Below are 22,549 nucleotides of genomic sequence, written 5' to 3' on the forward strand. Positions count from 1 at the left end.
GGGTAAGCGCTGGACATGACCGAATACCGTTCAGACCTCCTGAAGCTGCTCGACGAGCGCGGCTACATTCACCAGCTGACCGATGCGGCCGGGCTCGATGCCTTGGCACAGAAGGAGATCGTCACCGGCTACATCGGCTTCGATGCGACCGCGCCGAGCCTGCACGTTGGCAGCCTGGTGCAGATCATGCTTTTGCGCCGGCTCCAGCAGGCCGGACACAAGCCAATCGTGCTTATGGGCGGCGGGACAACGAAGGTCGGGGACCCGACCGGCAAGGACGAAGCACGCAAGCTTCTGTCCGACGAAGACATCGCCGCCAACATCGCCGGCATCCGCAAGGTGTTCGAGCGCTTCCTGACCTTTGGCGACGGGCCGACCGACGCCATCGTCGTCAACAACGACGATTGGCTGAGCAAGCTGGAATACATTCCGTTCCTGCGCGACGTCGGGCGGCACTTCACCATCAACCGGATGCTGACCTTCGATAGCGTGCAGCTGCGGCTGGAGCGGGAGCAGCCGCTGACCTTCCTCGAGTTCAACTACATGATCCTCCAGGCGTACGACTTCCTGGAATTATCGCGGCGGGCGGGATGCCGGCTGCAGATGGGCGGGTCGGACCAGTGGGGGAACATCGTCAACGGCATCGAACTGTCCCGCCGCGTCGACGGCACCGAAGTGTTCGGCGTCACCACGCCCCTGATCACCAACCCCGACGGGTCGAAGATGGGCAAGACGGCGCGCGGCGCGGTGTGGCTGAATGCCGACCTCCTGAGCCCGTACGATTACTGGCAGTTCTGGCGGAACACGGACGATTCCAACGTGGGCGTCTTCCTGCGCCGGTTTACGGAGTTGTCGATGGACGAAGTTCGCCGGCTCGAAAGCCTGCAAGGCGCCGAGATCAACCAGGCGAAGATCGCGCTGGCCAATGCAGCGACGACGATGCTGCATGGCGAAGAGGCTGCGCGGGCGGCGGAGGCCACCGCCGCCGCGACGTTTGCCGGCGGAACCGGCGAAGACCTGCCAACGCTGTCGGTCGGCGACGGCGTGACGATTGCCCATGCCCTCACCGCCCTTGGCTTCACCGCATCGAATGGCGAAGCCAAGCGCAAGGTCGCGGAGGGCGCCGTTCGACTGAACGACCGGCCGGTCACCGATCCGGCAATGGCGGCGACGGAGGGAAAGCTCAGCCTTGGCAAGAAGAAGCACGCGCTGCTGGTGCGCTAGCTCCGCCGGACCAGGATCACGCCGGCGACGACAAGGAGCGCTCCGGCGATCCGCCCGAGATTGATCGGCTCGCGGGCCAGGCCCAGCGCGCCGAAGTGGTCGAGCAGCAAGGCCATTGCGATCTGACCGGCAATGCCGATCGTGATCAGGGACGCGACGCCGATCTTCGGCACCGCGAACGCTGCAACGGCAACGAAGATCGCGCCGTAAAGGCCACCGATCCATGCGTACCATGGCAATCCCACGAAAGCGCCGCCGCCGGGTCGATTGCCGCTCGCAAGCCAGGCGATCAGCAGCGCCAGCGTCCCCACCGCGAAGGAAATCAACGCGGCAAGCACCGGCGATCCGCCCGCGCGCGCCAGGATGGCATTTGTCGGCGCCTGGGCGGACACGAAGCCGCCGGCGATGAACACGAGCAGGATCGGGATGAGTAGCTGCACGGTGGTTCCTTTAGCCTGAGCGGATCAGCGCAACCGCCTGGTCGCGTTCGAAGAGATAGAGGCAATTGCGGGCCGCCTGACCGCGGGGGCCGGCGAGGCCGCCGTCGCGATCGAGCAGCAACTGCGCGTCGCTTTGCGCAAGCGGTGCCAGCTCCGCGACATCCTCCGCCGATGCGACCCGAAAACCCTCCTCGCCCGACTGCCGCGTGCCAAGGATTTCGCCCGGCCCGCGGAGCCGCAAATCCTCTTCGGCAAGCCGGAAGCCATCGTTGCTTTCCCGCATCAGGGCGAGGCGCGCGCGACCGGTTTCCGTGAGGTTCGGCCCGCGGATCAGCAGGCAAATACTCTTGCCGCTACCGCGCCCGACCCTGCCGCGAAGCTGGTGGAGCTGAGCCAACCCGAACCGCTCGGCCCCTTCGACAATCATCAGCGTCGCATTGGGCACGTCAACGCCGACTTCGATCACCGTGGTGGCGACCAGCACCGCCAGTTGGTTGCCGGCAAAGCGCGCCATCACCGCATCCTTGTCCGGGCCCTTCATTCGGCCGTGGACGAGCCCGACCTTGTCGTCCCCAAAGCGAGTCCGGAGAATTCGCGCGCGTTCCTCCGCGGCGGCGGCGTCGTTGCTCTCGCTCTCCTCGACCAGCGGACACACCCAATAAGCTTGCCCGCCCGCGGCGATGTGGCGGCCGAGCGCATCGACGATCTCCGGCAGCTTCTCGTCACTGATGACTCGAGTTTCGATCGGAGTCCGGCCCGGCGGCATCTCGTCGATCCGGCTGACGTCCATTTCGCCATATTGCGTGAGGGTGAGCGTGCGCGGGATCGGGGTCGCGGTCATCACCAGAAGGTGCGGCGGCCGCTCCGCCTTTTGGGACAGCAGCAGCCGCTGCGACACGCCGAAGCGATGTTGCTCGTCAATCACGGCCAGGCCAAGGGTCTTGTAGGCGACCTTTTCCTGGAAGATCGCGTGGGTGCCGACCAATATGTCGATGGCGCCGGTGGCAAGGCCCATCAGGACGCTCTCGCGCGCCTTGCCCTTCTCCCGCCCGGTGAGGATGGCGACATGCACGCCAAGGCTCAAAAGCTGGCGCGACAGAGTCTCGAAATGCTGGCGGGCAAGGATTTCGGTCGGTGCGAGCAAGGCCGCCTGCGCACCGGATTCGACCGCGACCAGCATGGCGTTAAGCGCGACGAGGGTCTTGCCCGACCCGACATCGCCCTGGAGCAGCCTGAGCATCGGCACGCTTTGCTCCATGTCCCCGCGGATTTCCTCGATCACCCGTCGTTGAGCCCCCGTCGGTTCATACGGCAGCTTCAGTGCGCCGGTCAGTCGGCCATCGCCGCGCAGGGGAACGCCGCGCTTCCGGCGCGACGACTGGCGGATCAGCAGCAGCACGAGCTGGTTGGCGAAGACCTCGTCGTACGCGAGGCGCCGCCGGGCCTCGCTCGTGCCCGGTTCATTGTGCGCCTCGACCAAGGCCGAGCGCCACGGCCGCCATCCCTCGCGCGCCGCGAGGCTGGGCTCGATCCATTCGGTGAGTTCTGGGAGCCGTTCCAGCGCCGCCGACGCCAGTTCGCGCATGCGCTTGTTCGCAATCCCCTCGGTCAGGGGGTAGACCGGCTCGCGGATCGCGACGGTCGAATCCGCGCCAGGCTCGATCACGTCGGGATGAATGATCTGCCATTCGTCGCCATAGGCTTCGAGCTTGCCGACGACGGTGCGCTTCTCGCCCATCGGCAGGCTTTTCTTCGCCCAGCCGGGGTTGTTGAAATAGATCAGCGCGATGGTGTTGCCGTCGCCGTCGGAGGCGAAAACCCGCGTTGGCCCCCTGCCGCCAGGCCGCGGCCCACGCGTATCGAAGGGGGTAAGGTCGACGATGACGGTTCGCCCGAGGACCGCAGCCGACGCGGCCTGGACTCGGATCCGCTCGATCACGCCGGTCGGCAGGTGGTAGGCGAGATCGACAAGGCGGGTGATGTCCAGCCGCTTCAGCGATTTGGCGACCTGCGGCCCGATTCCCGGAAGAGTCTCGACCTCGGCGAACAGCGGGTTGAGGACGTCCGGGCGCATGGCGGGTTTGTAGCGGCTATTGCCCGCATTGCGAGTGGCAAGGCGGCCCCTTAAGTGGCGGCAATGCAGCAAGACGCAGAGCTGAAACGCCTTCATTGGCGCGCCCACCATCGCGGCACGAAGGAAGCCGATATCCTGGTCGGTGGCTTCTTCGACGCGCACGGCGAATCGTGGAGTCCGGCGGACCGCGCTCTGTTTGCAACCATGCTCGACGAACAGGATGTGGACATCATGGCCTGGGCCATCGGAACCGCGGCCGCGCCCGAGCGCTACCATGGGCCAATGCTCGAAGCGCTGCAGAGGCTGGATTACATCAAGGTCGCACGATGAGCGAACCGCTGCAGCGCATCCTTGGCGCGCGTGAACCGCTGACTCTGGCCGGCGTGCCGACGGGCTTCCTGCCTTCGCTCGCGTCGGACCTCGCGCGGGCCGCACACGGGCGAAGCAAGCCCGGACGCGCGGTCATCATCGCGGCAGACGAAGCGGCTATGCGGGCGATTGCCGACACCGTCCCGCTTTTTGCCGCGGAAGTGCAGGTGCTTGCCCTGCCCGCCTGGGACTGCCTGCCGTACGATCGCGCGTCGCCGGCACTGCGGGTGATGGCGGAGCGCCTCTCGACCCTCAACGCCCTGCAACAACCGCTGAAAAAGCCGCAACTGCTCGTCGCGACTGCCAATGGCGCGACTCAGCGCGTGCTGACCCCGTTCCGCGTTCGCCAGCTGACCCGGCGGATCGCAGAAGGCGAACGGATCGACCGCGAAGCGCTGATCCGGCAGCTAAGCGCGCTTGGCTACCAGCGGGCGGAATCGGTTGCCGAACATGGTGAGTTCGCGGTCCGTGGGTCGATCGTCGATCTCTACCCTTCGGGCGAGCGGCTGGCGCTTCGCCTCGATTTCTTCGGTGACGAGATCGAAAGCCTGCGCCGCTTCGACCCCGCCGACCAGCGGACCACAGGGGCTGCTGAAGGCTTCACGCTGATCCCGGCATCGGAAGCCTTGCTCGACGAAGATAATGTTAAGCGATTCCGCGCGCGCTATCGCGAGGCCTTCGGCGCGACCGCCACCGGTGATCCGCTTTACCAGGCGGTTTCGGAAGGCCGGCGGCTGGGCGGCATGGAACATTGGCTGCCGCTGTTCGAAGAAAAACTGGCAAGCCCGTTCGATTATCTTGGCGACGAGGACATCGTCGTGCGTGATCCGGGCGCGGACGGCGCGATCGATGCCCGCCTGGAAAGCGTCCGGGATTATTTCGACAACCGCACCCGCGCCATGCAGTCGGAAGCCGGAAGCTACCGCCCGCTGGAGCCGGCAGCCCTCTATCTCGGCCGCGAGGAGTGGGAGCAGGCGGTTAAGGCCCGGCCGATTCACCGCACGTCGGGCTTTCGGGAGCCCGAGAGCCAGCGGATCATCGACTTCGCCGTCGATCCGGCCCGCGATTTCGCGCCGGAGCGGGCGCGCAACGACAATGTCTATGAGGCCGTTGCCAAGCACCTCGCCAAGCTGCGCAAGGACGGTCGCAAGGTCGTCCTCGCCAGCTACTCGAAGGGCGCGCGCGAGCGGCTGGGCGGCCTCCTCCACGACCACGGCGTCAAGGCTCAGAAGAACGTCGATAACTGGCAGGAAGCGTTGGGAAGCAAGACCCAGCCGGCGCTGATGGTGCTGCCGCTGGAGCATGGCTTCACGAGCGAGGACGTCGCCGTCATCACCGAGCAGGACATGCTTGGCGACCGGCTGGTCCGCCGCCGCAAGCGCCGCAAGAGCGCCGACGCCTTCTTGTCCGAGCTGGCGGCGCTGTCGCCGGGCGACCTGATCGTCCACGCCGATCACGGCATCGGCAAATATGCCGGGCTGACGCAAATCCCGGTCAGCAAGACGCCCCACGATTGCGTCGCCATCGAATATGCCGGCGGCGACAAGCTCTACGTCCCGGTCGAGAACATCGAATTGCTGTCCCGCTACGGTAGCGAAAGCGAGAGTGCGACGCTCGACCGGCTGGGCGGCGAGGCCTGGCAGCGCCGCAAATCGCGGATGAAGGAGCGGATTCGCGAGATTGCCGGGGAGCTGATCAACCTCGCGGCGATGCGCGCGACCCGGGAAGCGCCGACGGTGCAGGCCGACAGCGCATTCCCGCAGTTCGTCGACCGCTTCCCCTACGAGGAGACCGACGACCAGGACAGCGCGATCCGCGACGTGCTCGACGATCTGGAGGCGGGCAAGCCGATGGACCGGCTGGTTTGCGGCGACGTCGGCTTCGGCAAGACGGAGGTCGCGCTTCGGGCCGCGTTCGTGACCGCAATGGCGGGCATGCAGGTCGCCCTAATTTGCCCGACGACCCTTCTCGCCCGCCAGCATTATTCCAACTTCAAGGACCGGCTGCACGGCTTCCCGATCGAGCTTGGGCGCTTGTCGCGGCTGGTCACCGCAACGGAAGCGAAGAAGACCAAGGAAGGGCTCGAAAAGGGCACGGTCGACATCGTCATCGGCACGCACGCGCTGTTGGCGAAAGGCCTGAAATTCAAGAAGCTGGGCCTCGTCATTGTCGATGAGGAGCAGCATTTCGGGGTCGCGCACAAGGAACGGCTGAAGTCGCTCAAAGCCAATGTCCATGTGCTGACGCTGACGGCGACTCCGATCCCCCGCACCCTACAGATGGCGATGACCGGATTGCGCGACCTGTCGGTGATCCAGACCCCACCAGTCGACCGGCTCGCGGTGCGCACCTACGTCACGCCCTGGGATCCGGTGGTGGTGCGCGAGGCCCTGCTGCGCGAACATTATCGCGGCGGACAAAGCTTCTTCGTCGTCCCACGGATCGCCGACCTTGCAGACATCGAGGAATGGATCCGCGACGAGGTGCCGGAAGCGAAGTTCATCACCGCGCACGGCCAGATGAGCCCGACCGAAGTCGAAGAGCGGATGAGCGCCTTCTACGACCGCAAATATGACGTGCTGGTATCGACCACGATTGTCGAAAGCGGACTCGACATCCCGTCCGCCAACACGTTGATCGTGCACCGCGCAGACCGTTTTGGCCTGGCGCAGCTTTACCAGCTCCGCGGGCGCGTCGGTCGGTCGAAGACGCGCGCCTACGCCTATCTGACCACGCCGGCCGATACGCAGGTGACGGAGGCCGCACAGAAGCGGCTTCAGGTCTTGGCCAATCTCGACAGTCTTGGCGCCGGCTTCCAGCTTGCCAGTCACGACCTCGACATTCGCGGCGCCGGCAATTTGCTCGGCGACGAGCAATCCGGCCACATCAAGGAGGTCGGCTTCGAACTCTACCAATCGATGCTGGAGGACGCGATCGTCGAGCAGAAGGCCGGTGGCCATGCCCGCACCGACGATTTCTCGCCGCAAATCAGCGTCGATGCGCCGATCCTGCTCCCGGAGCCTTACGTGCCAGATCTCGACCTTCGGATGGGGCTGTATCGCCGGCTCGGCGACCTCGAGGACAAGCGCGCGATCGACGAATTCGCAGCCGAGATGATCGACCGCTTCGGGCCGCTTCCGGTCGAAACATCGAACCTGCTGAAGATCGTCGAGACCAAGCTCAATTGTAAGAAGGCGATGGTGGCCAAGCTCGATATCGGGGCCAGGGGCGCGGTGGCGACGTTCGCCGATGGCGGCTTCCCCGACCTGCAGGGGCTGCTCGGCTATATCGAGCGGCTCAAGGGCTCGGCCAAGCTTCGTCCGGACAGCAAGCTGGCGGTCTCGCGCAACTGGGCGACTCCGGAAGAGCGGCTGACAGGGGCGCTGCAGCTTTCGCTCGGGCTGGCCCGGGTCGCCGCTGCTTCCGAACGGGCGCTGGAGCCGGCGTGAACCGCGGCGGTTCGGCAAACGGGTCGGTCCCTGCTATGCTGGCCGGCCACTTGCCCGAGGACACCGCTTGAGCCCGAACGACGGATCGATCCCGACCCGCATTGCGAAGGACGACCTTGTCGCCGCCGGGCTGGGGCTGGTGTCGTCCCACACCGACGTGGCGAAGGCGGCGGAAGCGATGCTTCGGGAACGGCACGGCTGGTGCGGCGCCGACCAGGCGCAAACCTTGGTCGCGCTCGGCGGCGACGGCTTCATGCTCCAGACCCTTCACCAGATGCTAGAAAGCGGCCATTCGCGCCCGGTCTTCGGGATGAACCGCGGGACCGTCGGTTTCCTGATGAACGACTGGCGGATCGACCAGCTCGCCGAGCGGATCGCGGCGGCCAAGGCGATCCGGGTCGCGCCGCTGGAAATGACGGCCATGACGGTGTCGGGGCAAGTCGCCACGCACGCCGCGATCAACGAAGTGTCCCTGCTTCGCGAAACGCGCCAGACCGCGAAGATCGAAGTGTCGGTCAACGGCCGCGTCGTCATTCCCGAACTGGTCTGTGACGGCGTGCTGGTCGCAACGCCCGCCGGTTCGACGGCGTACAACCTGTCCGCCCACGGACCGATCCTGCCGCTCGCCGCCAAGCTGCTCGCTTTGACTCCGATCAGCCCCTTCCGTCCCCGGCGCTGGTCCGGCGCGATCCTTCCGGACGACACCTGCATCCGCTTTCGTGTGCTGGAGCCGGAGAATCGCCCGGTCAGCGCCGTCGCCGATCAGTTTGAAGTCCGCGACGTGGTGCAGGTCGACGTCAAGCTCGACCGGGAGCGCTCTTTAACCTTGCTGTTCGATCCCGAGCATGCGCTCGACGAGCGAATTGCGATGGAGCAGTTCGCGACCTGACCGCGGTCAGCCGTTCACCCGTTTCACCAGGAAATCGAAGACGGCCGGGTAGATGGGATTGACGAACTCTACACCTACCGACTTGTCGTCGACCCAGCAGACGCTGGCTTCGAGACTTTCGAGCGCGTCGAACTTGATCCACACCCGCTCGTCCAGTTCCGGTCGCTCAAGAAACTTGAGGCTGCAGCCTTCGCGCGAAAGGTCGTGAATCGTCACCGAATGCGTGAACCGCCCTGTGCGGCGCATATTGACCTCGGCGGCTAAGGGAACGCGCGCGCTTTTGCGCTTCGTCTGGGTCAAAGCACGCATGAAACCACTGTCGAGCTGCCGAGCCACGCCGATGAACTCCGTCACTTACGGCTTGAAGCGCGTTACCGTCCCACGCCTTCTCGCCATTGAGAAACCGACTGCTTCCTAAAGGCGCAGGCGTTAACATCGCGTTTACTCGCAACGGGCTGTTGTCGGCGGGACATGGTGTCGGACGAAGGGAATGGAAAAGGCTGGAGCGGGTAGCGGGAATCGAACCCGCGCGTTCAGCTTGGGAAGCTGACAGGCTACCATTACATCATACCCGCCTGCGTCGCCGACCTAGGTGCTCGCGACCAGACCGTCAACGCGGCGGAGCGGGTTCGATCCCGTGGGCGAGCAATCGTTCCCGAAGGGCGGCTGCACAGCGTTCCACCAGCGCCTCATCTTCCGATCGAATGACGAACTCCGCCCCGCCGCGCCCGTCCATGAAGAACGGGTAACTGCCGATGCTGACCCCGGCGTGGTCGTCCTGCACCTGCCGCAGCAATTCTGCCACTTCGCTTTCGGCGGCATGGGCGGTGACCGTTGCCGAAACCACCGGCCGGCCGCCCTCCAGCGCTCCGTCCAGGGCCTCCAGCATCCGGGCGGCAATGCTGGGCACGCCGGCGAGGATGAAGATGTTCGCCAGCCGTACCCCCGGGGCGCCGGACGCGGCGTTGGGAATGAGCTCAGCGCCTTCGGGGACGCGGGCCATGCGCAAGCGGGCTTCGTTCACACCGCCGCGTGCGGCGTAATAACCCTCCAAAATCTGCCGCGCCTGGGGATGGACGACGACGGGGACGCCCATCGCCGCGGCGATGGCGTCGATGGTGATGTCGTCATGCGTCGGCCCGATTCCCCCGGTCGTGAACAGATAGTCGACCTGCCCCCGAAGCGCGGTGACGGCATCCACGATCCGCTGCTCGACGTCAGGGACGACGCGGACTTCGGCCAGCCGAATGCCTTGCCCGTTCAACCACTGCGCCACCTGCGCGATATTCTTGTCCTGGGTCCGGCCCGACAGGATTTCGTCGCCGATGACGATCAGGGCAGCAGTCCAGATGCGCGAATCCTGCACGTCCATTGGTCTCCGGTGACTTCGAGGGGCGAAATGCCTATTTAGGCGCCATGACTCAATACATCACCGTGGCCGACGACGACCGCGTCGAAGCGAAAAATGGCGTAATCAAGCTGCATGGGCCGGACGGTTTCGCCGGGATGCGGGCGGCCGGACGCCTCGCCGCCGAAATCCTCGACGCCCTGGTGCCGCATGTCGTGCCGGGCGCCACCACGGCGGAACTGGACAGCTTCGTCAACCGGATGATGGCCGACGCCGGGGCGGTTCCCGCAACGCTCGGCTACCGCGGCTACACCAAGAGCTGCTGCACCTCGATTAATCACGTGGTCTGCCACGGCATCCCCGGCGACAAGACGCTCAAGGACGGCGACATCGTCAACGTCGACGTGACGCCCATCCTCGACGGTTGGCACGGCGACACCAGCCGGATGTACCTGGTCGGCGACGTGCCGATCAAGGCGCGACGGCTGGTCGACGTCACCTACGAATGCCTGATGCTCGGGCTTGAACAGGCCCGGCCCGGCAACCGGCTCGGCGACATCTCGCACGCCATCCAGTCGCATGCCGAGCGGCAGCGCTATTCCGTCGTCCGCGATTTCTGCGGTCACGGGCTTGGCCGGCTGTTCCACGATTCACCGGAGGTCGTCCACGTCGGACGGCCCGGCACCGGGCCCGAGCTTCGTCCCGGCATGTTCTTCACGGTCGAGCCGATGATCAATATCGGCCGCGCCGACGTGAAGATGCTCGACGATGGCTGGACCGCCGTCACTCGCGACCGATCGCTGTCGGCCCAGTTCGAACATTCGATCGGAATTACCGAGACCGGCTGCGAAATTTTCACCAAGAGCCCGAAAGGCTTCGACAAACCTCCATATTGATGGAGCCAAGTGCTGTTGACAGCGTTGTCAGTGAGTGAGAGGCTTCAGCCGTCTCGCGAGCGAAGGCGCCAAATTCCAATGTTTCGACACCAGGTTGCGATCACTGCCGACGACATCGACCACATGGGTCATGTCAACAACAGCGTCTATCTACGCTGGGTGCAGGACGCCGTGGTCGATTATTGGCAGAGCGTCGCACCGCCGGAAGCCGTCGCCCGCCATTTGTGGGTCGCGCTCAAGCACGACATCACCTTTCGCAAGCCGACCTTCATGCAGGACATCGTCGTTGCCGAAGTTATTGCCGAGAAGGTGGAGGGAGCCCGCGCCTTCTTCACTACCATCGTCAAGCGCGGCGAAGACGTGCTTAGCGAAGTGAAGAGCTGCTGGTGCTGCCTGGACGCTTCGTCGATGCGGCCGGCCCGCTTGGCGCGCGACGTGATTTCGCGCTTCGTACCGCAGGTCGACTAGGCGCCGGCATCCCACCGCGCGGTCAGTGCGCGCGCGCCTTCGACGTCGGGCGGAAAGTCCACCTCGCCCCATTCCTCGCCGCTGATATCGAGAATCCGCACTTCGCTGCTCTGCGCGAGGTGGTGGATGACGCGCAGGTACCAGATGGTCGTGCCTTCAGGCGTGCGCAGCGCTCGCTCGATGGCCTCGCGGAAGCGGTCGGACCCATCGCCGCGGAAGGCCAGCAGTCCGATCGATTCGGCGTTGACGCCCTTGTCCAGCCGCTTGCCGATGGCGCGCAGCCGGCCGCCATCCTCTTCCACCTTCATGTCGTCTTCGTCGTAGGAGGGCTTGCGGTCGATGGTGACGCAGATGCCCGCCTGCCGATTGGCGACGACCCGCTCCATCAGCCGATCCGACACCAGCGTGTCGCCATTCCAGACAAGGCAGTCGCCCCGCAGGTGCTCGCGCGCCATGAACAGCGAACCGGTATTGTCGGCGACCTTGAAGAAGGGATTGAACACCGTGGTCACCCGGGGCCCGCCGGTACGTCCCGCGATTTCCCGCTCCACAAGCTCGTCGTGGAAGCCGGTGACGACGACTGCCTCCTCGATGCCGTTGGCGGCAAGCGTATCGAGTTGGCGGCCAAGCAAGGTCCGGCCGTTGAAGTCGATTAGGCACTTGGGCCGATCATGGGTCAAATGGCCCAGCCGCGAGCCCTGCCCCGCCGAAAGAATGATTGCCTTCATCGGCCAGCGCCACTGCCTTCCAAATGCGGCGCCGATTGGGCATTAGCCCGAACGTTAAGGCAACCGCCGGGAGCAGCGGGTGAAGAAGATCGAAGCCATCATCAAGCCTTTCAAGCTCGATGACGTGAAGGACGCGCTCCACGAAGTCGGGGTGAGCGGCATTACCGTCAGCGAAGTAAAGGGGTTCGGCCGGCAGAAAGGGCATACCGAACTTTATCGCGGCGCCGAATATGTGATCGACTTCCTGCCGAAGGTGAAGATCGAGGTGGTGGTTGAGGAAACGCTGGCCGACAATGTCGTGGAAGCAATCGAGAAAGCAGCGCGCACCGGCCGGATCGGCGACGGCAAGATTTTCGTGATTGAAGTCGAACAGGCCATCCGAATTCGCACCGGCGACCGCGGCAGCGACGCGATTTAGCAGGCATGACGGACCCGCGGCTCGCCTCCATGTCCCCGGACGAGCTTCGTTCCGCAATGCGCACGTTGGGTTACCGAACGCAGAACGACCTTGCCCAGGCGATCGGTGTCAGCCGCTCGACCGTCAGCCTGTGGCTGGAAGGGAAAGTCGGGGTCCCGCGACCGGTGGCCATGCTCTTGCGGATGCTGATCTCCGCCCAGCGTCGGGCCTATTGACGGTCAGTCCTGGCCGCCCGCGACCAGATCCTCTGTAAACTGCGAGCCGAAGTCGCCGCTGAGCGCCAGCACGCCCTCCGACACTCCGACAACGCTCGCCGTCGCCGCGAGCACGAGGATGAAGATGCGTAAGCCAGACGACTTGCCACGCTGGCGCGCCATGTCTTCTTTGATCGCAAGTCGTTGGTCGCGGGCAAGAGGCTCACCCGCTCCGATTTTTTCACCGAGCATGCGGGCTGAACCGCCCGTTCCGGTGGCTGTTCCGGCCATTTCGGATACGCAACAGCCGCTTCGCGGCGGTCTCCGCCCGCCAGCGTGAAAAGTTCACTGGCGGGTAGATTAAGCAGGCGGCCCTCGCGACAATCCAAGCAACCTTCGGATTCGGCGGATTGCCCGCGGCACGACCGTACCGCGGCCAATGACGCTTTCGTCCGAAGCACCGGCAACAATGGCATCGGGAATTCGACATGGCGGACAAAGCGGCAAGCGCGAGCGACATCCTCAAGCGTATCGAGGATGAGGAAATCGAGTGGGTCGATCTTCGTTTCACCGACCCGAAGGGGAAATGGCAGCACCTGACCATGACCTCGGGCCTGATCGACGAAGACCAGCTGACCGACGGCTTCATGTTCGACGGCAGCTCGATCGCTGGCTGGAAGGCGATCAACGAAAGCGACATGATCCTGAAGCCGGACCTGGACGCCGCTTATATCGACCCGTTCAGCGCGACGCCGATGCTGGTCCTGTTCTGCAACGTCGTCGAACCTTCGACCGGCGAACTCTACAGCCGCGACCCGCGCTCGACCGCAACCCGCGCCGAAGCTTACCTGCAGCAGACCGGTATCGGCGACACCGTCTTCGTCGGGCCGGAAGCGGAATTCTTCATGTTCGATGACGTGCGCTTCGAGGACGGGTACAATACCAGTTCCTTCCGCATCGACGATATCGAACTGCCGACCAACACCGGCCGCGATTATGAAGGCGGCAATCTTGCCCACCGACCCCGGGCCAAGGGCGGCTACTTCCCGGTCGCGCCGGTCGACAGCGCCATGGACATTCGCGGCGAAATGGTCGCGACGATGATCGAAATGGGCTTGCCGATGGACAAGCACCACCACGAGGTCGCGGCGTCGCAGCACGAGCTTGGCATGACCTATGGCAAGCTGGTCGAGACCGCCGACCGGATGCAGATCTACAAATATGTCGTGCACATGGTGGCTCATGCGTACGGCAAGACGGCGACGTTCATGCCCAAGCCGATCGCCCAGGATAACGGCAGCGGGATGCACACCCACATTTCGATCTGGAAGGGCGGCAAGCCGCTGTTCGCGGGCAATGGCTATGCCGGCCTGAGCGAAACCGCGCTCTACTTCATCGGCGGCGTCATCAAGCACGCCCGCGCGCTGAACGCCTTCACCAACCCGACCACCAACAGCTACAAGCGCCTGGTGCCCGGTTTCGAAGCGCCGGTGCTGCTCGCTTATTCAAGCCGCAACCGGTCGGCTTCCTGCCGGATTCCGTATGGCGCGGGCGAAAAGGCCAAGCGCGTCGAGTTCCGCTTCCCGGATGCGTTGGCCAACCCCTACCTCGCCTATGCGGCGATCATGATGGCTGGCCTCGATGGGATCCAGAACCGCATCCACCCCGGCGACCCGATGGACAAGAACCTTTACGACCTGCCGCCGCAGGAGCTGGTAAACGTCCCGACGGTCTGCGGCAGCCTTCGCGAGGCGCTGGTCAACCTGCAGGACGACCGCGCCTTCCTGACCAAGGGCGACGTGTTCAGCGACGACCAGATCGACGCCTATATCGAGCTGAAGTGGGAAGAGGTCATGCGCTGGGAAACGACGCCAAGCCCGGTCGAGTTCGACATGTATTATTCGGGCTAAGCGCCCTTCCGACTGCCCCCGGCAGTCCGCCCTGCTTAGTCTTCGAGTATCTGACTGGTCGCCTTGGTCTCTCGCATGAGGACGTAGGCGACCAGCGACATCGCCGCGAGCGCGGAAATGTAGATGTAGAACCAGCGTTCGTGCCCGGCGCCCTTGAGCGCGAGCGCCACATACTCCGCGGTGCCGCCGAATATGGTGTTGGCCAGCGCGAACGGCAGCGCCACGCCAAGGGCGCGGATGTGGGCCGGGAACAGCTCCGCCTTCACCACGGCGTTGATCGAGGTGTAGCCGGTGACGATCACCAGGCTGGCCATCACCAGCGCGAAGGCCACGGGGACGGAGCGCACCGTCTCCAAAGCGGTGAAGAGCGGATAGGTGAACAACGTCGCGCTGGCGCCGAAGAAGATCATCAGCGGCTTGCGGCCGATGCGGTCCGACAAGGCGCCGGCGAAGGGCTGCAGCAGCATCATGCAGGCCAGGCCCGCGGTCATGATCCGCGACGCCGTGACTCGGTCGAAGCCGCTCGTGTTCACCAGGAATTTCTGCAGGTAGATGGTGTAGGCATAAAAAGCCGCCGTGCCGCCCGCGGTAAGTGCCATCACCAACAACGCCTCACGCGGGTGATCGCGGAACAGGTTGCGCGTCGTCGATTTTGGCCGGTCCGGCTGCGCCGCGGCATTCTCATAGCTGAGAGTTTCGTCGAGGCGGCGGCGGATGAAGAAGACGACAATCGCAAGGATTCCGCCCGCCGCAAAGGCCACGCGCCATCCCCACTGTTCCAGTTCGGCCGGGGAAAGGAACGCCTGCAGAATCACCAGGAATGCAAGCGCGGTAAGCTGCCCGCCGATGATCGTCACATATTGGAAGCTGGACCAGAAGCCGCGCCGCTGGCGGCCCGCCGTTTCCGACAGATAGGTGGCGCTCGACCCATATTCGCCGCCGAGGCTGAACCCCTGGATCAGCCGAGCGACCAGCAGCGTCAGCGGCGCGATCACGCCGGCTTGCTGATAGGTCGGCGCAACCGCGATGATCAGCGATCCGGCGCACATCAGGCTGACCGAAAGCGACAGGCCCGCCTTGCGGCCGCGATGGTCGGCGTAGATGCCCATCAGCCAGGCGCCGATTGGCCGCATCGCGAATCCGACCGCGAAGACGGCCGCGCTTTGCAGCAGTTCGGCCGTCGGATCGCTCGACGGAAAGAAGCTTTTCGCGAAGTAGATCGCAAAGGCGGCGTAGACGTACCAGTCGAACCATTCGACGAGATTGCCGGCGGAACCGCCGACGATGTTCTTCAGCCGAGATGGACTGGAATCGCGCACCGGCACTGGCGCCGCACCATCCGCATATGCTGTCGTCATCTGGCCGCCCCCTTGCAACCAAGCTCGCAACCGCTGCGCGCCGCGTCAATAATCCTTGGACACGCGCAAGTTGGCGCTGGTTCGCCCGATGGTGGAAATGGACGACAGCAGCGATAGCCATCGCGTGACCTGATATTCGATCCGAGTTGCCGAATATTCGCGCCCGTCCGTGATCACTTCGACGTACAGCTTGCGCCCGATATATTTGCCGGCCGCAATCGATGTGCGCTGACCCGTCGCGATGTCGGCCGGGAGGATGCGCAGGCGGTCGAGCCCGACGGCACGGCGGATCGCGTTGATCGGGTCAAGGTTGCCCGAATCCGAATTCAGCGCTGCCACGGCAGAGGCCAGCTGCAGGGCCTCCGGCGCCGACAGGTTGGTAATCGACGTCCCGAACAGCAGCCGCGAGAGCAGCTCGTCCTGCGGAAGTGCCGGGACGCTCGCGAACTGGATATCGGGGCGTAGCCCCGTGCCTTGCACGGTGACACTGGCATTGAGGCCCTGCACATCGGCCTGGGCGCGAATATCGAGGAGCGGATCCGGCGGAGATTCGCCGCGGAAGCGGATGATGCCCCGTTCGAGCCGGAAGGTCCGGCCAGCGAACTCATAGTTGCCGCGGACAAGGTCTGCGCGGCCTTCGAAACGCGGTTCGTCGGCATAGCCACGCACGTCGAGATTGGTTCGCCAGCTGCTGTTGATGCCAAGGCCACGCACCTGCAGGTTCCCGCCGGCAAGCGTCAGGTCCAGCCGCCAGGGATGCAGCCTGGCGGCTTCGATCACGTCGCCCTCGTCGAGGCCGCGATGCTGGATCGCAAGGCGAGGCACGCGCGCGGCGTTGCTTGCGCGCCCAAGCGTGAAGCGGCCCTCGTTGAGCCGGAGGTTGCCCGAAATCGTTCCGCCCTGCCCGCCCGACTTGATCTTGATCGGCCCGGTCACCCGGCCGGCGACGTCGTCGCGGTTGAGCAGGAGCGCGTTGGCGGCATTGAACGACAGGTCGAGCGCGGTCGTGCCGCCGGCAAAGCTGACGCTCCCGGCGCCGACGATCGTGCCGCCACCTGGAGTCCGCCCTGAAATGCGGTCGAGGATGAGCGCCGAGCCCTGGAACCGCCCCTGCGTCGCAAGCTGTTCGATGACGGTGCCGGTGACTGGGCTTTCGAGCCGCGCATTGCTGGTCCGGACCGAACCGCGGATGACAGGGTTGACCAGCGTGCCGCCGATGTCGGCGCCGATCGCTGCGGGCCCGGTCAGGTCGAAGACTTCGACACCCGACAATCGCCACAAGGTGTCGGCCGCCCCCTGATAGCGAACCTGCGCGAACAGCGGAGCGTTCATCAGCGCGCCCATCACGGAACCGCCGCCGAGCGGAGCGAACCGTGCCTGTGCCCGGCCGATGACCTTGCCGCCGGCCGCGGCGACGGCGCGCAACCCGGCCCGGTTGCCCGAAAGCACCGCCGCGATGCCGACATCGATCGGCTCCGACGCAAGCACTAGCCCCGGTCGGCTGAGGCCGCGCACCGTCAGGTCCAGGCGGCCGGACCGCGACCCCTTCCAGGCGTAATCAAGCCGGCCGTTGGCGCGGCCGCTCAGGTCAAGGTTGGGCGAAACGATGTTCAGCACTTCCAGCGGCATCGACTGGAGCTGGGCATGCACGCTTGGCCTGGAGCCGCTGTTGCCGGACACCGTCGCCCGCCCGCCGGCAAACGACAGCCGGGTCGGCGCCAGCGCCCAGCCGTCGCCGGCGCGGGTCAGCACCGCCGCTTGGTCGAGCACCAGCGGACGCCGGTCGATGCTGCCGCGCCCCGTCAGGCGAATCTGGTCGGGGGATACGTCGGCCAAGGTGCTGAATTCGAAGGCCGCGCCCCGGCGGCCGGCAAAGGCGGCGCGGACCTGGCCACGCCCATTGACGAGGTTGGCGTTGGCGGTCAGCCGGGCCAGGGTCAGGCCGCTGAGTTCGACCCCCCGCGCATTGACCACGCCGTTGAGGCTGGTCCGGCCTTCCGCGAGCAGGATGGTGCCGTCGAGCCGGCCGCTGCGCGCGGCAAACGTGCCGGGCAGGCGAAGGCCGGCGGCGGTCAAATGGGCCTCGATCTTCTGCGCGCCGCGTTCGGGTGAAAAGGCAAGCGTTCCGTCGAGCCCGCCGCCGGCAATATTGAGCAATCCATTGAAGCCGCCCGGATCAGACCGGAGGGTCCCGCGCGCGGTGGTGCCGCCTACGTTCAATGCCGCGATGGCGATGCTTGTCCGGCCCCCGCGCGGCAGCAGGATCTGCCCGTTGCTGGTGAACGGGCCAAGCCGCGACCCGCCGGCGGCGGTGTAGGCGAAGCCCGGCCCGGTCGGCTCAAGCACCAGCCGCACCGCCCGCAGCCCAAGGCTTTCGTTGGGCCGATCGAGCAGCAATTCGACCCTCGGCCGGGCGATATTCCCGTCCAGCTGCAGGCGCAGCGGCCCGTACTTGGACTGCTGCCCCCGGCCCGTGATGTGGAAAGTCCCGTCCCGGTCCCGCCGACCCTCGCCGGACAGGCCCAAGCGCGGGGAAAACAGCTGCAGGTTGGACAGCCGCAAGACGCCGTCTGGAGTGCGGGTAAGCTGGGTTTCAATGCGCGGCAGGCCGCCAGTCAGGTCCGCGAAAAAGCCATTGTCGAGGCGCCGTACCCACGCCTTGCCGGTGCCGGTGACCAGCGAGCCGCGGCCGCCCGGACCTGGGACGACGCGCAATTCGGTCAACACGTCGACCAGGCCAAGGCCCTCGATGAAGTAACGCTTGAGCCCGCCCGAAAGCAGGACTTCGAAGCGGCCCGTTGCAAGGTCGAGCAAAAGCCCGACCTTCGCGGTAAGCTTATCGCTCCGCAGCTGCAGATTTTCGCCGCGCACGAACTTCGGCGTGACGGTCAGCAGGCCATCGAGGCTGGCGTTGCGAAGGATCGCGCCGGCCTGATCGCCGAGCCCGGTGATTGCCCGCGCCTTTAGGTGCAGCGGGACCCGCATCGGCCACTTCGATAAGCGCGCTTTCCCTTCCGCCTGCACGCCGACAAAGCCGGTGTTGTCGAAGGCAAGGTTCGGCGAAGTCAGCCGATACGCATAATTGGCGGTTGCAAAGGGGCCGTCGAGGGTGACCAGCAACCGCACATTGCGGCCGCGCATGTTGGCGAACAGGGCGGGCGGTTGGAGCAGGTCGAAGCCTACCCTGACTCCCCGGAAACGATTGTTGCCAAGGTCGAGTGCGCCGCGCGCCGCCGCGGTCATCGCCCGCGAACCGAGCACCAATTGCCCGTCAAGGATGCGATCGCTGAGCGTTGCGGAACCCCGCACCCGCACGCTCGGCGACGTCAATCGCATGAGCCGCCCTTTGAGGAACTGGCTTGGGGAAAGAACGCCGGCCAGGCCGAAACGGCCGTTATCGGCATTGAGCGAAAGGCGCGCGGCCGGCCGGCCCGACAGGTTCATGGCCGCGGAGCCCCGCCACTTCGACCAGTCGCCGTCGCCGGTTACCACCAAATCGATCGGCAGCTTCCAGCCTACCATCTTCGCCAGCACGCCGTCGGCGCGCGAACGGACCCGGGCCTCCAGGTCGAAGCGGTTCCTATCCGGCTCGGAATCGAGCTTTACCGCGAGCTGGTCGGTCCCTTCGACCGCCGCATTCAGGCGGATCGAGGCAAAGCCCGAACGAATGTCGGCCTGTCCGCTAAGGCTGCCGACGCGCGGCGTTCCAGTCACCCCTCGCTGCAATTCCAGGCGGTCGACCGTCAGCTGCCCGATGCGGATGTCGAACGAAGGCAGGATCGGCCCGGAGCGCCCGCTCGGCCGCAGTTTGGGAAGCCGGATCAGGGTCGCCTTGGGCGCGCGAACGCTTTCAATGTCGAGGCTGTTGTACAGCCAGGCCCCCGGCGACCAGTCCAACGCGATTTCCGGAGCGGTGAAGAACACGCCGCGCGAATCGAGAATGGTGACGTTCTTGAGGCGCGACTTGCCGAAGATCGACCCTTCGATCCGGCCGATCCTGAATTTCAGCCCCGAAGCGGTTTCAACCCGCGCAAGCCGATCGACGACGAAACGGTGACCCGGCGCCGTGTCGAGCAGCACGAGGGCAATCGCCAGCAGCATCGCCAGCCCCAGCAACAGGGCCGCCATTTCCTGCGCCAGCCGCCGTCCCCAGCTCCGCTTCAACCGATAAGGCGCGCGCGGCGGCACGCCGTCCGCCTCGGCCACCGCCTCAGCCATCAGAAAGCTTGGCCGAGCGAGACGGTCACCGCGATCCGGCTATCGCCTTCCCGGCGGTTGAGCGGCGTTCCGACATCGACCCGGATCGGGCCGAACGAGGAATAATAACGCAGGCCCAGACCCGCGCCGAGCTGCCAGCCCCTGACGTTCGGCAGGATGTCGCTCGTCAGCGTGCCGCCGTCGAGGAACGGCACGAACCCGAAATTGCCGCGCCGAACGCGCGCTTCGAGCGAAAACTCCGCAAGGCCGCGACCGCCGACCGGGTCGCCGGCCAAGTCGCGCGGGCCGAGCCGCTGATATCCATAACCGCGCACCGATCCGCCGCCGCCCGAATAAAGCCGGCGCGACGGTGCGAGTTCGGCGGCATCCGCACCGACGATCGTGCCGAGCCGGATTCGCCCGGCGAGCACCGTATCGGCGCGAACGCGGCGGTAGGCGCTGCCGTCCAATTGCGCCCTGCCGTAGGTGAACGAGCCTTCGCGGGCCGACAATTCCGGGCTCACCCGAGCGCCCAGGCGGAACCCGCTGGTCGGATCGAGAAGGTCGTCGCTCCCATCGTACCGCAGCTCGGCTGGAAGGGCCGCGATCAGGAACGTTCGGGTCTGCTTCGTATCGGGATCGGTAAAGACGCCGCGTTCGTCGGTGGCGAGCAACTCGGCCCCCACGCTCCACGTCCATTTCTTGCGCCAGATGATGTTGCTCTGCCGCTCGATGTTGGCGGCGAGCAGGACGGTGCGCGCGCGGTAAGCATCGAATTTCGTGTTACTCGCGGCAAGCTGCAGGTTGAGCGCGCGGTCGCGCCGGTGGAAATTGCTGCGCCGAAACTGGACGCCCAACAATTGTTCGCGGGTCCCGGCAATTCCGCGGACGGTGATCGCCCCTTCCGGCCTGATGAAGTTGCGGTGCTGCCAACTCGCTTCGGCACGAAGCCCCTCGCCGGTGCCGTAGCCAAGTTCCCCCGCCACGGTGCGCGGCGGCGCCGGCTGCATCGTCACCAACAGGTCGACGCGGTTGGCGGCTGCGGGAACGACCTTGATATCGGCGGTGGAGACCAGGCCGGTGGCGACCAGCGCGCGCCGCAGGTCGTCGACGCGGTCGCGTTCGAAGCGGTCGCCGCTGCTAAAGCGGGCGATCTCGGCGACGTGATGCGCACTGAATGGCGGATCCCCGGCAACCCGGATTTCACCGAATTGCGACACCGGTCCCGGCGTCACAGGGATGGTCAGCGTCGCCAGCTTCGTTTCATGGTCGATGACAATTTCGCGTTCGCCCACCTGGGCAAGCGCATAGCCCCGCTCGCCAAGCGCAACCTGAAGGTCGACGCCGGCGGCGATGACGTCGGCGGCGACGACGGGGTCGCCTGCTCGAACCCCGTAGGTTGAACGCAGCGCATCCGCTTCGGCGCCCGCGCTCGCGATGCCTGGCAACGCGACCGACTGGAACCGGTATCGCTCGCCCGGTTCGGCGGCCAGCGTGACGGCAATCGCGGCACCGCGCGGTTCGATCCTCGTAGTGACTTCGGCGTCGTAAAAGCCCTGCGAGTGAAGCAGTTCGGTCAGCAGTTCGGCGTCTGCCTCGGACCGGCGCTGAAGCTGGGCCGCGTTCGCTTCGTCCTTGCGCGAGGCGAAAAGCACCGATTGCTCTTCGAAGCTGTTGACCAGGTCATCGGGATTGCTGAGGCGATCGAGCCCCTCGATCCCGATCGAATATTGCCGCCGCGCATTAGGATCGAGAATCGTCGCCGCTTGCCTGCCCGGCTCGTCCACGACCGGTGCATCGAGCCTGGGCTGTTCCGCCGGCAGGTTCGTGAGGTCCGGCCAGTCGACGCCGATATCGGTCATTGGGTCCAACGGAGCGTTCGGGTCCAGGGGCGCTTCCTGGGGATCGGCCTGGGCCTGCTGCGCGCTGAGCGGCGAGAGCGGCACGCAAAGCCATGCCGCCGCGCCCAGCAGCCGCATCGTCGTCGATGGACAGGTTCGGGCGAGGCGCAGGCCGGCAGCCTGCCCGTTCACCCCGCTCGCTTTCATTCGGCCAGACTAGTGGCGCGACCTGAACCGCGCCAGACCAATGAGGACTTTTAGTGAATGGTCCCGACCACTTCGTCGCACGCGAGGCTGACAATCACCCGCTCGATCTGCCGCCAGTGGCAAAAGCCAATCAGATTGTCGTTGTCGCGGCTGCGTTCCGCCCGGGCCGCGGCCTCGAGCGCTGCGTCGTCGCCAAATGCCCGAATGAGCTCGGCAGCGTCGTTGAGCGCGGGGCGCCCGGAGATAAAGGCGACAAGCATGGTGCGTGCTTAACCGCGGCCCGGTTTCGCTTCTGCACACAAGCATCGTCAACGCACCGTTGACCATCCGCTTTCGCTTGAGTCGAGCGATGGCTTCGGACACAGCCGCCGTCATGCAACGCACTCCAATCGCCGGCGGCTGCCTTTTGATGGTCGCGATCCTGTTGGGTTTCCTGGCGGGGCTGGCGACCGGCGATGCGATTCGCGGGGTCATCCTTGGCACTGGCGCCGGAATCGTCATCGCCGTCATCGTCTGGCTGGTCGACCGCCGGCGCTAAG

Annotated in this window: 20 protein-coding genes and 1 tRNA gene; 10 read left to right on the forward strand and 11 right to left on the reverse strand. The window is 65.7% G+C overall.

Annotation, left to right across the window (positions count from 1 at the left end; all coding sequences use genetic code 11):
- Positions 1-15: 15 nt before the first annotated feature.
- Positions 16-1,224: a tyrosine--tRNA ligase gene (gene tyrS, locus G7078_RS07880; RefSeq protein ID WP_166094750.1), complete on the forward strand. Its 1,209-nt coding sequence runs from the start codon at positions 16-18 to the stop codon at positions 1,222-1,224.
- Here the strand turns inward: tyrS and G7078_RS07885 are convergent.
- Together G7078_RS07885 and recG are read right to left on the reverse strand one after the other, a co-directional pair.
- On the reverse strand, positions 1,221-1,664 hold the full coding sequence (locus G7078_RS07885; protein WP_166094752.1) for a DMT family transporter: 444 nt from the start codon (positions 1,662-1,664) through the stop codon (positions 1,221-1,223). The genes tyrS and G7078_RS07885 overlap by 4 nt on opposite strands.
- A 10-nt stretch (positions 1,665-1,674) precedes the next feature.
- On the reverse strand, positions 1,675-3,738 hold the full coding sequence (gene recG / locus G7078_RS07890) for an ATP-dependent DNA helicase RecG (RefSeq protein WP_166094755.1): 2,064 nt from the start codon (positions 3,736-3,738) through the stop codon (positions 1,675-1,677).
- A 63-nt stretch (positions 3,739-3,801) separates the two neighbouring features.
- On the opposite strand from recG, the gene G7078_RS07895 reads away from it, so the two are divergent.
- From G7078_RS07895 to G7078_RS07905, 3 genes are all read left to right on the forward strand, one after another.
- Positions 3,802-4,068 carry an FAD assembly factor SdhE gene (locus G7078_RS07895; protein WP_166096278.1) on the forward strand — a complete coding sequence of 89 codons (267 nt, stop codon included), beginning with the start codon at positions 3,802-3,804 and terminating at the stop codon, positions 4,066-4,068.
- On the forward strand, positions 4,065-7,556 hold the full coding sequence (gene mfd, locus G7078_RS07900) for a transcription-repair coupling factor (RefSeq protein ID WP_166094758.1): 3,492 nt from the start codon (positions 4,065-4,067) through the stop codon (positions 7,554-7,556). The genes G7078_RS07895 and mfd overlap by 4 nt, the downstream gene beginning before the upstream one ends.
- Before the next feature lie 88 nt (positions 7,557-7,644).
- Positions 7,645-8,445 carry an NAD kinase gene (locus G7078_RS07905; RefSeq protein WP_425505268.1) on the forward strand — a complete coding sequence of 267 codons (801 nt, stop codon included), beginning with the start codon at positions 7,645-7,647 and terminating at the stop codon, positions 8,443-8,445.
- A 6-nt stretch (positions 8,446-8,451) separates the two neighbouring features.
- Here the strand turns inward: G7078_RS07905 and G7078_RS07910 are convergent, their stop codons facing one another.
- The 3 genes from G7078_RS07910 to G7078_RS07920 form a co-directional block, all read right to left on the reverse strand.
- Positions 8,452-8,799, reverse strand: coding sequence for a PilZ domain-containing protein (locus G7078_RS07910; protein WP_166094760.1), 348 nt, complete (start codon positions 8,797-8,799; stop codon positions 8,452-8,454).
- 147 nt (positions 8,800-8,946) lie between these two features.
- Positions 8,947-9,020: transfer RNA gene (locus G7078_RS07915), tRNA-Gly, on the reverse strand.
- Positions 9,021-9,055: 35 nt separating this feature from the next.
- On the reverse strand, positions 9,056-9,817 hold the full coding sequence (locus tag G7078_RS07920) for a competence/damage-inducible protein A (protein WP_166094762.1): 762 nt from the start codon (positions 9,815-9,817) through the stop codon (positions 9,056-9,058).
- Positions 9,818-9,861: 44 nt separating this feature from the next.
- Between G7078_RS07920 and map the strand changes: the two genes are divergently transcribed.
- Positions 9,862-10,689, forward strand: coding sequence for a type I methionyl aminopeptidase (gene map / locus G7078_RS07925; RefSeq protein ID WP_166094764.1), 828 nt, complete (start codon positions 9,862-9,864; stop codon positions 10,687-10,689).
- Positions 10,690-10,767: 78 nt separating this feature from the next.
- Entirely contained in the window at positions 10,768-11,157 is a 390-nt protein-coding gene (locus G7078_RS07930; protein ID WP_166094766.1) for an acyl-CoA thioesterase, read from the forward strand.
- Here the strand turns inward: G7078_RS07930 and G7078_RS07935 are convergent.
- The gene (locus G7078_RS07935; RefSeq protein ID WP_166094768.1) at positions 11,154-11,885 is read right to left on the reverse strand and encodes a phosphocholine cytidylyltransferase family protein; all 732 of its coding nucleotides are present in this window, start codon (positions 11,883-11,885) and stop codon (positions 11,154-11,156) included. The genes G7078_RS07930 and G7078_RS07935 overlap by 4 nt on opposite strands.
- A gap of 79 nt (positions 11,886-11,964) precedes the next feature.
- Here G7078_RS07935 and G7078_RS07940 point away from each other — a divergent pair, with 79 nt between their 5' ends.
- Both G7078_RS07940 and G7078_RS07945 read left to right on the forward strand, forming a co-directional pair.
- The gene (locus G7078_RS07940) at positions 11,965-12,303 is read left to right on the forward strand and encodes a P-II family nitrogen regulator (RefSeq protein ID WP_166094770.1); all 339 of its coding nucleotides are present in this window, start codon (positions 11,965-11,967) and stop codon (positions 12,301-12,303) included.
- A 5-nt stretch (positions 12,304-12,308) separates the two neighbouring features.
- Positions 12,309-12,518: a helix-turn-helix domain-containing protein gene (locus G7078_RS07945; RefSeq protein ID WP_166094773.1), complete on the forward strand. Its 210-nt coding sequence runs from the start codon at positions 12,309-12,311 to the stop codon at positions 12,516-12,518.
- 3 nt (positions 12,519-12,521) lie between these two features.
- On the opposite strand, the gene G7078_RS07950 is transcribed toward G7078_RS07945, so the two are convergent.
- Positions 12,522-12,788 carry a hypothetical protein gene (locus G7078_RS07950; RefSeq protein WP_166094775.1) on the reverse strand — a complete coding sequence of 89 codons (267 nt, stop codon included), beginning with the start codon at positions 12,786-12,788 and terminating at the stop codon, positions 12,522-12,524.
- A 197-nt stretch (positions 12,789-12,985) separates the two neighbouring features.
- Between G7078_RS07950 and glnA the strand changes: the two genes are divergently transcribed.
- Positions 12,986-14,407 carry a type I glutamate--ammonia ligase gene (gene glnA / locus G7078_RS07955; RefSeq protein WP_166094777.1) on the forward strand — a complete coding sequence of 474 codons (1,422 nt, stop codon included), beginning with the start codon at positions 12,986-12,988 and terminating at the stop codon, positions 14,405-14,407.
- Positions 14,408-14,442: 35 nt separating this feature from the next.
- On the opposite strand, the gene G7078_RS07960 is transcribed toward glnA, so the two are convergent.
- Genes G7078_RS07960 through G7078_RS07975 form a run of 4 tightly spaced genes read right to left on the reverse strand, consistent with a single transcriptional unit; the run spans position 14,443 to position 22,270 of the window.
- A complete protein-coding gene (locus G7078_RS07960) occupies positions 14,443-15,765 on the reverse strand; it encodes an MFS transporter (protein ID WP_166094818.1) in 1,323 nt (440 codons plus the stop codon).
- A 45-nt stretch (positions 15,766-15,810) separates the two neighbouring features.
- The gene (locus tag G7078_RS07965) at positions 15,811-19,983 is read right to left on the reverse strand and encodes a translocation/assembly module TamB domain-containing protein (protein ID WP_166094821.1); all 4,173 of its coding nucleotides are present in this window, start codon (positions 19,981-19,983) and stop codon (positions 15,811-15,813) included.
- The gene (locus G7078_RS07970) at positions 19,983-22,010 is read right to left on the reverse strand and encodes an autotransporter assembly complex protein TamA (protein ID WP_166094823.1); all 2,028 of its coding nucleotides are present in this window, start codon (positions 22,008-22,010) and stop codon (positions 19,983-19,985) included. Before G7078_RS07970 ends, G7078_RS07965 begins: the two co-directional genes overlap by 1 nt.
- Before the next feature lie 50 nt (positions 22,011-22,060).
- On the reverse strand, positions 22,061-22,270 hold the full coding sequence (locus G7078_RS07975) for a hypothetical protein (protein ID WP_166094825.1): 210 nt from the start codon (positions 22,268-22,270) through the stop codon (positions 22,061-22,063).
- An 89-nt stretch (positions 22,271-22,359) separates the two neighbouring features.
- Here G7078_RS07975 and G7078_RS07980 point away from each other — a divergent pair, with 89 nt between their 5' ends.
- Positions 22,360-22,548: a hypothetical protein gene (locus G7078_RS07980; RefSeq protein ID WP_166094827.1), complete on the forward strand. Its 189-nt coding sequence runs from the start codon at positions 22,360-22,362 to the stop codon at positions 22,546-22,548.
- Position 22,549 lies beyond the last annotated feature (1 nt).

Origin of the sequence: Sphingomonas sinipercae, from assembly GCF_011302055.1 — a bacterium.
Classification (GTDB): Bacteria; Pseudomonadota; Alphaproteobacteria; order Sphingomonadales; family Sphingomonadaceae; genus Sphingomicrobium; species Sphingomicrobium sinipercae.

Excerpts from the sequence above, each read along its gene's own strand:
- tyrS (WP_166094750.1), top strand. The coding sequence starts at position 16 with ATGACCGAATACCGTTCAGACCTCCTGAAGCTGCTCGACGAGCGCGGC.
- recG (WP_166094755.1), bottom strand. The coding sequence starts at position 3,738 with ATGCGCCCGGACGTCCTCAACCCGCTGTTCGCCGAGGTCGAGACTCTT.
- G7078_RS07895 (WP_166096278.1), top strand. The coding sequence starts at position 3,802 with ATGCAGCAAGACGCAGAGCTGAAACGCCTTCATTGGCGCGCCCACCAT.
- mfd (WP_166094758.1), top strand. The coding sequence starts at position 4,065 with ATGAGCGAACCGCTGCAGCGCATCCTTGGCGCGCGTGAACCGCTGACT.
- G7078_RS07920 (WP_166094762.1), bottom strand. The coding sequence starts at position 9,817 with ATGGACGTGCAGGATTCGCGCATCTGGACTGCTGCCCTGATCGTCATC.
- map (WP_166094764.1), top strand. The coding sequence starts at position 9,862 with ATGACTCAATACATCACCGTGGCCGACGACGACCGCGTCGAAGCGAAA.
- G7078_RS07930 (WP_166094766.1), top strand. The coding sequence starts at position 10,768 with ATGTTTCGACACCAGGTTGCGATCACTGCCGACGACATCGACCACATG.
- G7078_RS07935 (WP_166094768.1), bottom strand. The coding sequence starts at position 11,885 with ATGAAGGCAATCATTCTTTCGGCGGGGCAGGGCTCGCGGCTGGGCCAT.
- G7078_RS07945 (WP_166094773.1), top strand. The coding sequence starts at position 12,309 with ATGACGGACCCGCGGCTCGCCTCCATGTCCCCGGACGAGCTTCGTTCC.
- G7078_RS07950 (WP_166094775.1), bottom strand. The coding sequence starts at position 12,788 with ATGGCCGGAACAGCCACCGGAACGGGCGGTTCAGCCCGCATGCTCGGT.
- glnA (WP_166094777.1), top strand. The coding sequence starts at position 12,986 with ATGGCGGACAAAGCGGCAAGCGCGAGCGACATCCTCAAGCGTATCGAG.
- G7078_RS07960 (WP_166094818.1), bottom strand. The coding sequence starts at position 15,765 with ATGACGACAGCATATGCGGATGGTGCGGCGCCAGTGCCGGTGCGCGAT.
- G7078_RS07965 (WP_166094821.1), bottom strand. The coding sequence starts at position 19,983 with ATGGCTGAGGCGGTGGCCGAGGCGGACGGCGTGCCGCCGCGCGCGCCT.
- G7078_RS07970 (WP_166094823.1), bottom strand. The coding sequence starts at position 22,010 with ATGAAAGCGAGCGGGGTGAACGGGCAGGCTGCCGGCCTGCGCCTCGCC.
- G7078_RS07975 (WP_166094825.1), bottom strand. The coding sequence starts at position 22,270 with ATGCTTGTCGCCTTTATCTCCGGGCGCCCCGCGCTCAACGACGCTGCC.
- G7078_RS07980 (WP_166094827.1), top strand. The coding sequence starts at position 22,360 with ATGGCTTCGGACACAGCCGCCGTCATGCAACGCACTCCAATCGCCGGC.